Consider the following 13,623-nt stretch of genomic DNA (forward strand, 5'->3'; position numbering starts at 1 on the left):
GAGCCCCCGCGCGGACTTAGGTCATGAACCCGCCTCCCAACAGCCGTGCGGCCCGCACCCGGCGGCACTGTGCGCCGAGTGCGTCCACGGGCCTCTCGGCCGTGTACGGGGAGGCCGCGACCTCCCGCTGGTGGTCCGGGACGGTCACCTCGTGGATGACCGCGATCCCGTACGCGTCGGTGATCACGTCAGATCACCCCGCTCGACTTGAGGAGGCGCAGCTCCTCGTCTCCGAGACCGAGTTCGCCGACGTAGACCTCTTCGTTGTGTTCGCCGAGCAGTGGCGGACTGGTCACGTCGACGGGGGAGTCGGAGAGCTTCAGGGGGCTGCCCACGGTCACGAACTCGCCTCGTTCGGGGTGCGGCACCCGCACGACCATCTCGTTGGCGACCAGCGACTCGTCCTCGATGATCTCCTTGGTGGAGAGGATCGGGCCGCAGGGGATGTGGTGGGCGTTGAGCCTCTCCAGCACCTCCATCTTGGGGAGGGTGCTGGTCCATTCCTCGATGAGCTGGAACATCTTCCCCAGCTTGGGCAGCCGGGCTTCGGGAGTGGCCCACTCGGGGTCGTCCGCGAGCTCGGGCCGGCCCAGGAGCGTGGTGATCGGTTTCCAGCCGACGGGCTGGACGATCACGTAGACGTAGTCGTTGGGGCCGCCGGGGGCGCATTTGACCGCCCAGCCGGGCTGGCCGCCGCCGGAGGCGTTCCCCGACCTGGGAACCTCGTCGCCGAAGTCCTTGTTGGGATATTCGGCGAGTGGACCATGGGCCAGGCGCTGCTGATCGCGCAGCTTCACCCGGCAGAGGTTGAGCACAGCATGCTGCATGGCCACATTGACCCGCTGGCCGCGGCCGGTGTTCTCCCGCTGGAACAGCGCCGCGAGGATCCCCGCCACGGCGTGGATGCCGGTGCCCGAGTCCCCTATCTGGGCGCCGGTCGCGAGCGGCGGGCCGTCCTCGAAGCCGGTGGTCGCCATGGCTCCGCCCATGGCCTGGGCGACGACCTCGTACGCCTTGTAGTTGGTGTACGGGCCTTCGCCGAAGCCCTTGATGGAGGCGTAGACGATGCGGGGGTTGATCTCGCGGATGCGGTCCCAGGTGAAGCCCATGCGGTCGATGGCTCCGGGTCCGAAGTTCTCGACCATGACGTCGGAGGTCCGGATCAGTTCGGTGAGGAGTTGCTTGCCGCGTTCGGTCTTGGTGTTGAGGGTGATGCTGCGCTTGTTGCTGTTGAGCATCGTGAAGTAGAGGGAGTCCACGTCCGGGAGGTCGCGCAGCTGCTTGCGCGTGATGTCACCGGTCGGCGCCTCCAGCTTGAGGACGTCCGCGCCCAGCCAGGCCAGCAGCTGAGTCGCTGAGGGACCGGACTGCACATGTGTCATGTCGAGGACTCGGATGCCTTCGAGAGCCTTCGTCGTCACAGGTCACCTCACTTGTCCGTTGCTTCCAGCGCCCGGGCGTCGCAGGTTGCGTAGCCTGCTCGGCACATTGCATACAGTCGACGGATACTGTATGAAGATTGTTATCCCGCATCCGATGGGTGATGTCCAGGGGGCGTGCAGCACTTTTAAGACAGGAGCCTCATGATGGACCTGTATGAGCACCAGGCACGGGCACTCTTCGAGGAGTACGGAATCATGGTGCCGCGGGCCGAGATCGCGGATTCGCCCAAGGAGGCGCGCGAGATCGCCCGCCGACTCGGTGGCCGCGTCGTCGTAAAGGCCCAGGTGAAGACCGGGGGGCGCGGCAAGGTGGGCGGGGTGAAGATCGCCGCCGATCCGGCCGCCGCCGAACTGACGGCACGTCAGATTCTCGGCATGGACATCAAGGGCCACACGGTCCGCACGGTGATGCTGGCCCAACCCGTTGACATCGAGAGCGAGTTCTACGTCTCGTACGTCCTCGACCGCGCCGCCGGACGCTTCCTCGCGATCGCCTCCGCGGAGGGGGGCATGGACATCGAGGAGGTCGCGGCGAGCAGGCCGGAGGCCGTGGCGCGCATCCCCATAGACCCGGCGGTCGGCGTCACCTCGGCGAAGGCGACCGAGATCGCCGAGGCCGCGGGCCTGCCGCCGCAGACGGTCGACGTGCTCGTACGGCTCTGGGAGGTGCTGACCCGTGAGGACGCAGTCCTCGTCGAGGTGAACCCCCTCGTCCGTACGGTCCAGGGGCAGATCCTGGCCCTGGACGGCAAGGTCACCCTCGACGACAACGCCCGATTCCGGCAGGCGCGCTGGGGAGAGCAGGACACCGCGCACGACGACCCGCTGGAGGCGGCGGCCGCCGCCAAGGGCCTGAACTACGTCAAGCTGGACGGCGAGGTCGGTGTCATCGGCAACGGCGCCGGCCTGGTCATGTCCACACTCGACGTGGTCGCGGGCTGCGGCGCCCGCCCGGCCAACTTCCTCGACATCGGCGGCGGAGCCTCCGCCCAGATCATGGCCGACGGCCTGTCCGTCATCCTCTCCGACCCGGACGTGAAGTCCGTCTTCGTCAATGTCTTCGGCGGGATCACCGCCTGCGACGCGGTCGCCGACGGCATCGTGCAGGCCCTGGACACCGTGCGGCTGACCAAGCCGCTCGTGGTCCGCCTCGACGGCAACAACGCCGTCCGCGGCCGCGCCATCCTCGACGACCACGCGCACCCCCTGGTGCAGCAGGCCACCACCATGGACGGCGCCGCGCGCCGTGCCGCCCAACTCGCGAACACCGGCTGAAGGAAGAGGACATGGCCATCTTTCTCACCAAGGAGTCCAAGGTCCTCGTCCAGGGCATGACGGGCGGCGAGGGCATGAAACACACGCGGCGGATGCTCGCGGCCGGCACGGACGTCGTCGGCGGCGTCAACCCGCGCAAGGCGGGCCAGAGCGTCGACTTCGACGACCGCGCCGTGCCCGTGTTCGGATCGGTGCGCGAAGGCATCGAGGCGACCGGAGCGGACGTGAGCGTCGTCTTCGTCCCGCCGGCCTTCGCCAAAGCGGCCGTATGGGAGGCCGCCGACGCCGGAATCGGGCTCACCGTCGTCATCACCGAGGGCATCCCGGTCCACGACTCCGTGGCCTTCCACGCGTACGCCGCCACCAAGGGCACGCGTGTCATCGGCCCCAACTGCCCCGGCCTGATCAGCCCCGGCGAGTCGAACGCGGGCATCATCCCCGCCGACATCACGAAACCCGGCCGCATCGGCCTGGTCTCCAAGTCCGGCACCCTCACCTACCAGCTCATGTACGAGCTGAGGGACATCGGCTTCTCGACCTGTGTCGGCATCGGCGGCGACCCCGTCGTCGGCACCACCCACATCGATTGCCTGGCGGCCTTCCAGGACGACCCCGACACCGAACTGATCGTTCTCATCGGGGAGATCGGCGGCGACGCCGAAGAACGGGCGGCCGCGTTCATCCGCGACCACATCACCAAGCCCGTCGTCGGCTACATCGCCGGATTCACCGCCCCCGAAGGAAAGACCATGGGGCACGCGGGCGCCATCGTCTCCGGCTCGTCGGGCACCGCCCAGGCGAAGAAGAAGGCCCTGGAGGCGGTCGGAGTGCGCGTGGGCGGCACCCCGACCGAGACGGCGCGGCTGGTACTGGCCCAGCTGGAAACGGAACGTGACGTCACTCATAGTTGACGTGAGGTGACTGCCGGAGACATCGCGGCCTCACTACGTTCCTCCGTACGGACATGGCGCCCTCACAGCCACTCCGTGCGTACGCGACACCTGCTCGCGCGGGCTCGAGCTTCCTGCGGTTCGGCAGAAGCCACGCCCCCCGCCCCCGACTGTGCACCGAGAGCGGAGACACCGAATGACAACCACCCTCAACACCACCAACCTCGTCGTGAAGTCCGGTACGACCTGGGCCGACGCCTGGCAGCGCTGCCTCCAGGTGGCGCCCGAGGCGTTCCAGGGCGACCGCGTCCTCAACCTCTGGGGCTCCGCCTGGCAGGCGGACGGCCGGGCACTGCCCGCCACCAGCCCCGTCGACGGCAGCCCCATCGCGGGCCCGCCGCGCCTGGACGGCGCCACGGCCCAGCAGGCCGTTCGCGCCTCACTCGACCAGCACCGCGCCTGGCGCCATGTGCCGCTCGCGGAGCGCCGGGCCCGCGTCGCGGCGACCCTCGACGCGCTGACCGAGCACCGCGAACTGCTCGCGCTCCTGCTGGTCTGGGAGATCGGCAAGCCCTGGCGGCTTGCCCAGGCCGATGTGGACCGGGCGATCGACGGCGTGCGCTGGTACGTCGACGGCATCGAACCCATGGTGGAAGGCCGGACCCCGCTGGAGGGGCCCGTGTCCAACATCGCGAGCTGGAACTACCCGATGAGCGTGCTCGTTCACGCAATGCTGGTACAGGCACTGGCAGGCAACGCGGTCATCGCCAAGACCCCGACCGACGGCGGCGTCGCCTGTCTCTCCCTGGCCTGCGCGCTCGCCGAACGCGAAGGGATCCCCGTCACCCTCGTCAGCGGCAGCGGACGCGAGCTGTCGGAAGCGCTCGTCCGCGCACCCGAGATCGGCTGCGTCTCCTTCGTCGGCGGCCGCGACACAGGCGCCGCGGTGGCCACCGCCGTCGCCGACCTCGGCAAGCGACACGTACTGGAACAGGAGGGCCTGAACACCTGGGGCATCTGGAACTGCACGGACTGGGACGCGCTGACCGCGGTCATCCCCAAGCTCTTCGACTACGGCAAGCAGCGCTGCACCGCCTACCCGCGCTTCGTCGTCCAGCGCGCCCTGTTCGACGAGTTCCTGGCGGCCTACCTCCCGGCGGTCCGCACCCTGCGCATCGGTCACCCGCTCGCAGTCGAGCACCCCGACGACCCGTACCCGGCCCTCGACTTCGGCCCGGTGATCAACGCGGCCAAGGCCAAGGACCTCCACGACCAGGTCGCCGAGGCCATCGACCGGGGCGCCGTCCCACTGCACCGCGGCAGCCTGGCGGACGCGCGCTTCCTGCCCGGCCAGGACACATCGGCGTACGTCCATCCCGTCACGATCCTCAACCCGCCCCCGTCCTCGCCGCTGCACCACGCGGAGCCCTTCGGCCCGGTCGACACCATCGTCCTGGTCGACACCGAGGCCGAACTGCTCGCCGCCATGAACGCGTCCAACGGCGCGCTCGTCGCCACGCTGTCCACGGACGACAAGGCGACGTACGACCGCCTGGCACCGCAGATCCGTGCCTTCAAGGTCGGCCACGGCAAGCCCCGCTCCCGCGGCGACCGCGACGAGCTCTTCGGCGGCTTCGGCGCGTCGTGGCGCGGCGCGTTCGTGGGCGGAGAGCTGCTGGTGCGCGCGGTGACCCAGGGGCCGGCGGGGGAGAGGCTGCCGGGCAACTTCCCCGACTATCACCTCATGCCGTGAGGTGAGGTGAGGGGAGGCGGGCGGCGTTCGTGATCTTCGGGGCGCCGCTCGCCCGTCCCTCGTTGCCCCCGCTGCGCTGGGCGACAGGGGCACGTCGTTGCTCCAGCGCGAGCCGCTCTCCTGTGTGTCCCAGGTCGAGGTCGCGGCCGCGGGCCGGGACTAGCCTGCACCGCGCGTCACGAGATGGAGCGCCGTTTCCTGGTCCCGCTCCGGGAGGAAGCCGCGAGTTCCCTCCTGAGATCACTGCGTGATCGCGAGGCTGCTCTCACCGTCGGCGAACCGGACCGTGTCCCCTGGGTAGCCCACGCGTCACCCATGGTGAGACTCCGCGGGCACCCCCACCGGGGCCCGCGTATCCGCCCCGACAGCCCGGATATGCAGGTGAAAGGCACTCCGAAACCTTGGTATTGTTGTCCATGTCGCCGCGGGGAACACCCCCGTCCAGGCGGCAGACACCTAGTCCGGGTGGCGGAATGGCAGACGCGCTAGCTTGAGGTGCTAGTGCCCTTTAACGGGCGTGGGGGTTCAAGTCCCCCCTCGGACACACAATTGCCCCACAAGTCCCGCTCCGCGGGCAGAGGAAACTGGCACTCGCCTCCGGCTCCCGGCCGGGCGCGGGTGCTTTGTCGTTCCGGCGGCCTTCTGGCCTCTCCTCCCTCCCTTGAGGCGGTGGGCTGGGGATGTGGTCAGCCGATCGTGATCGCTTCTCCGTGCGGAGTGTCCGCGGTCAGGGTCCGTGCTGTCGGGTCGAAGGCCAGCGAGATGGCCTCAGTGCGGAGGTGCTCTATGGCGTCTGTCGGCGAGGGTGCCGCAGCTGCCAGGAGCGTCCTGTCCGAGTTGGTCTGGTGGTCAGTGAGGCGGAGGAGCAGTGCGGACAGGTGAGGCAGGACGCGGTCCTCACGCAGGTAGGTGTTGGGTGTCCGATCAGTGGGGCGGGCGGGGTGGCGCTGGAGTGGCCGTGGCGGCAGCGGTAGGCGGGTCGGCGGGCCCAGCAGGATTCCATCCGGCGCTTGCAGACGCCGCAGCGCAGTAGGCCCGCCAGGAGGTATGTCCGCCCCGGTGCGGTGGGCCGGTCTGCGTGGAGGTGTTGGACGGTGATGAAGTCGGCTTCGCTGACCAGCGCGGGGTGCGCGGGCGCGGTGGAGATGATCCAGTCGGCGGGGGTGTTCCAGCGCATGGTGTCGCGGTGGCCGAGGCTGGTGTTGGCGGGGTCGATGAGGTCGTGGTCGGTGCGCTGGCGGTTCCAGACCTGGCGGCCGGTGTAGCGGGGGTTGGCCAGGATGGCCCGTACCGTGGTGAGGATCCACTGGCGGTCGGACGGGTGCGGGTTGCGGCCGGGGTCGGCGGCGGACGGGCAGGGGATCGCGGCGTCGTTGAGGGCGCGGGTGATGCGGGCGACGCTGTGCCGGGCCAGCCGCTGTGTGAAGATCCAGGACACGATGGGCCCGCACGCGGGGTCGATGTCCAGGCGGTGGATGCGCACGCCGCGGCGGGCGAAGGAGCGGTTGGGGTGCGGGCCCGCGTCGGCCAGCCGGTAGCCGTAGGGGGGTCGGCCGCCGAGGTAGCGGCCCTGGTCGCGGGTCTGCACGGTCATCGCGCTGCGCACCCTGATCCGGGCCCGGGCGATCTCCCGTTTGGACAGGATGCCGAGCAGGATCATCAGCTCTTCCTGTCCGGCGATCCGCGGGTCGACGGCGCCGCCCAGCTCCGGCACACACCTCGATGCCGTAGTGCTCGAAGAGCGGGGCCATGGTCGCGAACTGGTTACCGTAGAAGGCCCGTTCACTGGAGCCGATGATCACCGCGTCAAAGCAGCGGTCCGGATCGGCCATCGCGACGAGTAGTGCGGCTGCCTCCGGCCGGCGGGCCCAGGGCACGGTCCGGCTGTGACCCACGTCGAAGTACTCCGCCACGATCCGCCCGTGCCCGGACACTAGCGCCTGGGCGCCCAGCAGCTGCCAGGCTCGTGATGTGGCTGGGTCTTGGTGGTCCTCGGTGGACACCCGGCCGTAGAACGCGAACCGCAGACCAACGGGATCCGGGGCATCGGTGGTTCGGGGGTGTGGGTCTTGATCGCGAGCCCAACCGGTGAGCAGATCGTGCTCTGGGGGCCCTGCGTCCGCGGCTCGTCGGAGTGTAGGAATGCGCGCTGCCACGATCGACCCTCCCACCGGTCGTCGAGCAACCCCGCACTGCAGACATGCCCGCATCCGCGCCACGCCATGCGGGCGACGCTTGCCGGGGTGCAAGGTCGTCTGGCTCCGAACAAGATGTGCTGGAGCGCCGAGAGCCTCGACGGAGCGATGAGCGACTGCGCGAACCGGTCCGCGCTGGACTGCGGCACATGACCGCCGTCCCGCCCTCTTTCGACGCACGTTCTGCCTGCGCCGGGCGCAGGGCCGCAGCGTGGGAGGCGTCGGCCTGGCGGCAGCACTGGGAGCGGGCCGCCACGGCCGGGTCCATCGCATGCCTCGTGGCCATCCGGCTTTGGCATGATGGCGAATCCTTCGGCGCCGGCGGGAAGGATGCTGTAAAGGCTGAGCGAGGCCCCGAACCGTGGGAAGTTCGTGATTACCAGGTCGCGGTAACCGATAAGGGCGTCACGCATAGGTGGGCGGGCATGCGCAGTTCGCCGTGGTGTCCGCCGCGTCCAGCGCGCACCGCAGTTCGGCCACGCTCGGCGCCCCGTCGGCTGTCCCGTCCGTGCCCCTGTAAGAGGCGGCAGGAGACGGAGCGTATGGCCTGGACGAGTGCTCCGGCGATGCAGCCGACGTAGTCGCCGCGCTCGGCCCGCTGTTCGGGGGTGAGGGTGTCGTCGGCGACGACGTCGGAGATGCCGATCCGGCCGCCGTGGGACCGGATCTTCGCCGCCCTGGCCCCGGCGGCGGGCGCGGACCAGGCCGAGACCGCCGGGCAGGGAACGGTGTGGAGGTTCCCTGCCCCGGTACGCGAAGTGTCTCTATGACCGGCGCAGCGCAGCGTTCAGTACTGCTCGGTCTCCACGAAACCCGCGTCCGCGTCGTTGGCGGCGAAGGTGTCGACGGCGGCCGTCGGGTCGAATCCGGGCGGGCTGTCCTTCAGGCCCAGGCCCAGGCCGAACAGCTTCGCCTTGACCTCGTCGATCGACTTCGCACCGAAGTTACGGATGTCCAGCAGATCGGCCTCGGAACGCGCAAGGAGCTCACCCACCGAGTGGACGCCCTCACGCTTGAGGCAGTTGTAGGACCGAACGGTGAGCTCGAGCTCCTCGATCGGCAGCGCCAAATCGGCGGCGAGGGCGGCGTCCGTCGGGGACGGGCCCATGTCGATGCCCTCGGCGTCGATGTTGAGCTCGCGCGCCAGCCCGAACAGCTCGACCAGGGTCTTACCGGCCGACGCCATGGCGTCACGGGGACGCATGGCCTGCTTGGTCTCGACGTCGACGATCAGCTTGTCGAAGTCGGTGCGCTGCTCGACACGCGTGGCCTCGACCTTGTACGTGACCTTCAGAACCGGCGAGTAGATGGAGTCGACCGGGATACGGCCGATCTCCTGGCCCACCTGCTTGTTCTGGACGGCGGAGACGTAGCCGCGACCGCGCTCGACGGTCAGCTCCATCTCCAGCTTGCCCTTGCCGTTGAGCGTGGCGAGGACGAGGTCGGGGTTGTGCACCTCGACACCGGCCGGGGGCGCGATGTCGGCGGCGGTGACCAGACCCGGGCCCTGCTTGCGCAGGTACATCACGACCGGCTCGTCCTGTTCGCTGCTCACGACGAGCTGCTTGATGTTGAGGATCAGGTCGGTGACGTCCTCTTTGACGCCCGGCACGGTGGTGAACTCGTGCAGGACACCGTCGACTCGGATGGACGTGACAGCGGCACCGGGGATCGAGGAGAGGAGCGTACGACGCAGGGAGTTGCCGAGGGTGTAGCCGAAGCCCGGCTCCAGCGGCTCGATCACGAACCGGGAGCGGAACTCGTCGACGACCTCTTCGGTCAGGGACGGACGCTGAGCAATCAGCACGAGGTGTTGCCTCCAGTGGCTTGGCGCCCGCTATGTGACGCCGTAGACACACGAAGGGTACGGGCGTTACGGGCGATACGGTCTCCGCAGCGGCCGAATGGTCCGTCTCCCTCACCCAGCGAGGAGGCTGCGGGCCTCCCTTCCGCCCGCCGCCCCCACGGCCGTTCGTGCTTTGCCCGCGTCCACCTCGCGTGGCGCGCAGGATGGCCAGGCAGGCATGCGCGGCCATGGCCGGGTGATGTCGTCATAAAGGCGTTGGCCGGGACTGTCGGCGGGGGCGCTGTGCACGTAGGCGAAGACGAGTCGTGGGTCGGCCACCGCACCAATGTCCGCAGTCAGCGCTGTCCTGGGTCGTCGAAGAGTCCGTGGACGTGGAGTTCGATGTCGTCGCGGATGGGGCGGACGTCGTCGACGGTCTTCCATCTCTTGTAAGAGGGTGATACCGGCCCAATCGGGGGACCCTGAACGAAGGAACCACTGACCAGCCGAATGTCACAACTCCCGGAGAAAACAGCACTGTTGTGGTGCGTGAGATGTTCGGGCGGTACCCCGGTCAGCCTCTCGGCCCGGGAGGGGCCCGGGAGCCGGCTGGGACGGGCCGGGCCATCGAGTGAGTCACATGGTGGTCAGTCCGTCTCGTATTCCGGTCGATGTTCCTATGCCGGGCGCACACTGGATGTAGATGGCCATGCCGTGAGCCGAACCTGGAGGTGGGCCATGAGCACCCTCGAAGAACACATCGACGTCGGAGTTCCGATCGACACAGTCTGGGACAGCCTCCACCGGGTGGAGGACTATCCGCGCTTCGTGGAAGGAGTGCGCGAGGTCCGTACGGAGGCTGGTGGCCGGGCGTTTCTGAGCGTCGAGGCGAGTGGCCGGGTCCGGGAACTCGAGGCCGAGCTCTCCGACCGGAGTGGGGAACACGTGATGGAGTGGCAGACCACGGGCGCCCCCGACCTGATCGGGTCCTTCTCACTGCAGCCGATCGACGAGAACCGCACCCGGGTCCAGGCACGGCTTGAGTACGACCCCGGCACCATGAGGGAGGCCCTTGGCGGGCCGAAGGGATTCGCCCAGGCGAACGCGATCGAACGGCTCGTCCGCAGCGATCTGGAGCATTTCAAGGAGTGTGTGGAACAAGGGCGGTGAGCGGTATCGAAAGGGCGGGCGTACCAGGCCGTTGAGGACGGCAGCCGCCGTTTGGAGCGGGCGCGGCGCGGCGAGCTGGGGTGCTTCAGCTCGTGCTCGCGGTGGTGTGTCGATGGTGGGTCGGGCTCGCTTCGTACGAGTATGTGGACGAGGGTGGGGGGGTGGGGGGGGAACGCGGCGGAATGCTCTCCCGCCGAGTAGTGACATCGGGCGGGTGGTACGCCGGTCAGGTCTCGATCGCGGCATCGCAGTCGGGGCAGACCACGGATGTGTACCCCGCGGGATACCAGGGCGCCCCGGAGCGCCCGGAGGGCTTCCAGTCGGCCGTCTCCATGGCGAAGGTGTCCTTGCCGCAGAGGGTTCGCGGTCCCGTGGTGGCGGGTGCCCCCGGGGCGGAGGGCGCCGCGTGCACCCTGCGGACCGGCCGTTCCGCACCAGCTGGTGTCCCCGGGGAAATGCGCGGGGCCATCGTCTTGTCGAGTTCGTACACGACGGCGATCGCGCTCATTCCTCCGAACTCGCTCATTCCTCCACAGTAGGCGGCCGGGCGGTCGCCGCGCCCGCAGCCTTGAGCCGGGTGGTTATCCAACCCCGTTCTCCCCTCCATGCCCTGCCGGCCTTGCTGGCCGCCACGGCACGGACCCGGCAGTTCGACCTCCACGGCCTCCGAGCCGCTGTCCAGGCCCTGGCCCCGCGTGCGCAGCCTGGTGACCTGCTGCCAGACGTCGATGACCAGGTCGTACACCCGGCCCCCGACCCGTACCGCTAGGGCATCTCCCGCCACGCTCCCCCCCCCCCGTGCGGGCGCGGAACCCTACCCCGTTAACGTGCGACGGCATGGTGCCGCGTGTCCTGCTGGGTGGAGGGTTACCCAGGCTCCGGGACTGTCGCAGGAATCTCGCAGCCATCAGTTGTGCGATCTCGCAACGTGCGCCAAATCCCTTACGAGAACGTATCGTTGAGGGGCTCCTACCCATCGCCTGATCGGCCAGCTTTTCCGCATGGCCGTGAGTGAAGCGACGCACGACCTCGTGGAGGGCCGGTCTTGGCAACAGCATCCCCTTCCGGGACGCCGGGTCCGCGGCCGCAGCCAACGGGCGACGGACACACGACACCGTCGGCGGCCCCAACGGGTTCGGCGAGGGCGAACCGGCCGGAAACGCCGCCCGTAGCCGTCCCTGCTGCACCGCAGCCAGGCACTTCCGACCCTGCCGCGACCTGTGAGGGTGCCGGAACGCCCGATGTTCCTGCCCCCACGCCCGCTTCTTTGTCTCCGGGGCAACCTGTTTCGCCTGTGACGTCAGAGCCCGGGCCACTGCAGCCATCCGGCGAGCCCTCTGCGCGTGACATCGCACTCGAACAGCTCGTCCCTGGTCTGAAGGGCCTGGCCCGGCGCAAGAAGGCCCAGGTTGTGGGGATCGTTCTGGGTGCCGCCGTCGTCGGGGGCCTGTGTGGCCTGCTGGCCGGTTTCGTCTTCGAGACCGAGACCGCGAAGCCTCGCGTCAAGGCGGAGCAGGAGGCAGAGGATGCGCTGGATGCAGAAGAGGACCCCTTCACCGGCGCAGTTGATTACGACTACAGCATGCCCGAGAACTGGAAGATCGTCCTGGATCGCCCACTCACAGAGAATGAGCAGGACAGGCTCACCTCTATTCACGGCGACCTCATTCAGGTGTGGGACTACATGCACTCCCTGGGCGGCCGCGTCCTCCGGTACCCCTCCGTGCTCCAGCAGGCGCCTCCCGGTGCGTACGACCCGACCGGAGCAGATTCCACGATCTTCAACATGAACCTGTTCAGCAATCGGAAGTCGAACCTGTCAATCGTCGACATGCGAGCAGCCGATGTGACGTGCCGAGAGCCAACGGCCAGGACAGTGGTGGTCGCCCCTCCACAAGGAGAGGCTTCCTATGCGGGAATCCTGTACGACTTGACGAAGAAGAACTTCGCGCCGATCGCCACCGATGAAGGCAGCACCCAAGGGCGGCCCTACTTCAGCCGCAGGAAGATCGATCTCGGGAACAGCGAGTCCCCAGGGGGCCTGCACGTTGAGGCGTACGTCCGAGACAAGACCTGCGAGTGGAAAATCAAGGCGAAGTACCGCGACGCGAATCAAAAGTCGGGCGAGGTGACGCTGCAGGACGGCACGAAGCCGCTCGTGGCCGAGGCAGCCCCAACCAACCCCGAGCAGCTGTGGTTCATCACCGTGACGAATGGGTGGTCGTGGCTGGATTGTCGCAAGGTGCCAGAGGACCCGTACTGCCTCTCATGGCGGGCGGGCAAGCAGTAGCACTGCCGACCCTGGGCCTTGCACCACACCCGGCTGCCGGTCGAACTGATGGCGGTGACCCGGTTGAGATGCGCGCGCTGCTCGACGCCACCACCTCGACTCCGGCGAGGAACCGCCGCCCGAGGAACGCGAGGAACTGCTGCACCGGATACGAGGCTTCGAGCAAGGCGCTCAATAGCGAGTCGAGGATCTGCGCACCCGCGCCCGGTGCATGACGCCACCGCTGCAGGCTGCCGGAAACGGCCCGCGCCCGCGGCCCTGATTGCCGCGTTCGCCCTCGTCCGGTTGGCGGAGTTGGTGCGTCGTCGGCACCGTGGGATTATGTATATAAATTGACAAAGGGGGATTAAATGTCTGCGATCGAAGAAAGCGTCGACATCTCCTGTCGCCCCGAAGACGTCTTCTCCTACGTGACCGAGCCCTCGCACCTCCCCGAGTGGCAGGAAAGTGTCGTGTCGGTACGCCCCGTGGGAGACGCTCCTGTGGCCGTGGGTTCGAGGGTCGTGGTGACCCGGCGGATCGGTCGCCGGGACATCCCGATGACCTCGGAGGTGACCGAGCTTGATCCGCCGAGGAGCTGGCGGGTCGACGGCATCGACGGTCCCATCCGGGGGCACGTGAAGGGGACGATCGAGCCGCTCGGTGACGGTGAACGGTCGCGCCTGACGCTGTCCCTCGACTTCGAGACGCATGGGATCGGCAAGGTGCTCGTTCCGCTCGTCGTCCGTCCGCATGTGCGGAAGGAGATGCCGAGGAACGAGCAAACGCTGAAGAGACTGCTGGAGGGGAGTGCGTGAACCCAGCGTCGCTCTCTGGCTGAGC

11 protein-coding genes, 1 tRNA gene and 1 pseudogene are annotated in these 13,623 nt (G+C 68.6%); 7 read left to right on the forward strand and 6 right to left on the reverse strand.

All coding sequences use genetic code 11. The features are described 5' to 3' along the window. Positions 1 to 16: 16 nt before the first annotated feature. On the reverse strand, positions 17 to 187 hold the full coding sequence (locus OG219_RS39165) for a hypothetical protein (RefSeq protein WP_266834799.1): 171 nt from the start codon (positions 185 to 187) through the stop codon (positions 17 to 19). A 1-nt stretch (position 188) separates the two neighbouring features. Then, positions 189 to 1,421, reverse strand: a complete 1,233-nt coding sequence (gene frc / locus OG219_RS39170) for a formyl-CoA transferase (protein ID WP_266834801.1) — start codon at positions 1,419 to 1,421, stop codon at positions 189 to 191. A gap of 165 nt (positions 1,422 to 1,586) precedes the next feature. On the opposite strand from frc, the gene sucC reads away from it, so the two are divergent. From sucC to OG219_RS39190, 4 genes are all read left to right on the forward strand, one after another. Further along, positions 1,587 to 2,717: an ADP-forming succinate--CoA ligase subunit beta gene (gene sucC / locus OG219_RS39175; protein WP_266836386.1), complete on the forward strand. Its 1,131-nt coding sequence runs from the start codon at positions 1,587 to 1,589 to the stop codon at positions 2,715 to 2,717. An 11-nt stretch (positions 2,718 to 2,728) separates the two neighbouring features. Then, positions 2,729 to 3,628, forward strand: a complete 900-nt coding sequence (sucD, locus tag OG219_RS39180) for a succinate--CoA ligase subunit alpha (RefSeq protein ID WP_266834803.1) — start codon at positions 2,729 to 2,731, stop codon at positions 3,626 to 3,628. A 175-nt stretch (positions 3,629 to 3,803) separates the two neighbouring features. Next, the gene (locus OG219_RS39185) at positions 3,804 to 5,360 is read left to right on the forward strand and encodes an aldehyde dehydrogenase family protein (RefSeq protein ID WP_266834805.1); all 1,557 of its coding nucleotides are present in this window, start codon (positions 3,804 to 3,806) and stop codon (positions 5,358 to 5,360) included. A gap of 459 nt (positions 5,361 to 5,819) precedes the next feature. Continuing rightward, positions 5,820 to 5,904: transfer RNA gene (locus OG219_RS39190), tRNA-Leu, on the forward strand. A gap of 240 nt (positions 5,905 to 6,144) precedes the next feature. On the opposite strand, the gene OG219_RS39195 is transcribed toward OG219_RS39190, so the two are convergent. The 3 genes and pseudogenes from OG219_RS39195 to OG219_RS39205 all read right to left on the reverse strand — a co-directional run bounded on the left by OG219_RS39195 (position 6,145) and on the right by OG219_RS39205 (position 9,362). Continuing rightward, positions 6,145 to 7,074, reverse strand: coding sequence for a recombinase family protein (locus OG219_RS39195; RefSeq protein WP_266834807.1), 930 nt, complete (start codon positions 7,072 to 7,074; stop codon positions 6,145 to 6,147). Between the two features lie 857 nt (positions 7,075 to 7,931). Beyond that, a pseudogene (locus OG219_RS39200) lies at positions 7,932 to 8,210 on the reverse strand (hypothetical protein); the annotation flags it as partial. A 132-nt stretch (positions 8,211 to 8,342) separates the two neighbouring features. After that, complete coding sequence (locus OG219_RS39205) at positions 8,343 to 9,362, reverse strand: DNA-directed RNA polymerase subunit alpha (protein WP_266834809.1); 1,020 nt, start codon at positions 9,360 to 9,362, stop codon at positions 8,343 to 8,345. A 717-nt stretch (positions 9,363 to 10,079) separates the two neighbouring features. Here OG219_RS39205 and OG219_RS39210 point away from each other — a divergent pair. Then, positions 10,080 to 10,511 (forward strand): SRPBCC family protein, encoded by a 432-nt coding sequence (locus OG219_RS39210; RefSeq protein ID WP_266834811.1) that lies wholly within the window; start codon positions 10,080 to 10,082, stop codon positions 10,509 to 10,511. A 226-nt stretch (positions 10,512 to 10,737) separates the two neighbouring features. Here OG219_RS39210 and OG219_RS39215 read toward each other — a convergent pair whose 3' ends face one another. Beyond that, positions 10,738 to 11,295, reverse strand: a complete 558-nt coding sequence (locus OG219_RS39215; protein ID WP_266834813.1) for a hypothetical protein — start codon at positions 11,293 to 11,295, stop codon at positions 10,738 to 10,740. A gap of 627 nt (positions 11,296 to 11,922) precedes the next feature. On the opposite strand from OG219_RS39215, the gene OG219_RS39220 reads away from it, so the two are divergent. Continuing rightward, positions 11,923 to 12,801: a hypothetical protein gene (locus OG219_RS39220; RefSeq protein ID WP_266834815.1), complete on the forward strand. Its 879-nt coding sequence runs from the start codon at positions 11,923 to 11,925 to the stop codon at positions 12,799 to 12,801. 350 nt (positions 12,802 to 13,151) lie between these two features. Beyond that, positions 13,152 to 13,598: an SRPBCC family protein gene (locus OG219_RS39225; RefSeq protein ID WP_266834817.1), complete on the forward strand. Its 447-nt coding sequence runs from the start codon at positions 13,152 to 13,154 to the stop codon at positions 13,596 to 13,598. Positions 13,599 to 13,623: the final 25 nt, after the last annotated feature.

Source organism: Streptomyces sp. NBC_00038, assembly GCF_026343635.1.
Taxonomy (GTDB): domain Bacteria; phylum Actinomycetota; class Actinomycetes; order Streptomycetales; family Streptomycetaceae; genus Streptomyces.

Coding starts and splice junctions, on each gene's coding strand:
- sucC (WP_266836386.1), top strand. CDS start 1,587: ATGGACCTGTATGAGCACCAGGCACGGGCACTCTTCGAGGAGTACGGA.
- sucD (WP_266834803.1), top strand. CDS start 2,729: ATGGCCATCTTTCTCACCAAGGAGTCCAAGGTCCTCGTCCAGGGCATG.
- OG219_RS39185 (WP_266834805.1), top strand. CDS start 3,804: ATGACAACCACCCTCAACACCACCAACCTCGTCGTGAAGTCCGGTACG.
- OG219_RS39210 (WP_266834811.1), top strand. CDS start 10,080: ATGAGCACCCTCGAAGAACACATCGACGTCGGAGTTCCGATCGACACA.
- OG219_RS39225 (WP_266834817.1), top strand. CDS start 13,152: ATGTCTGCGATCGAAGAAAGCGTCGACATCTCCTGTCGCCCCGAAGAC.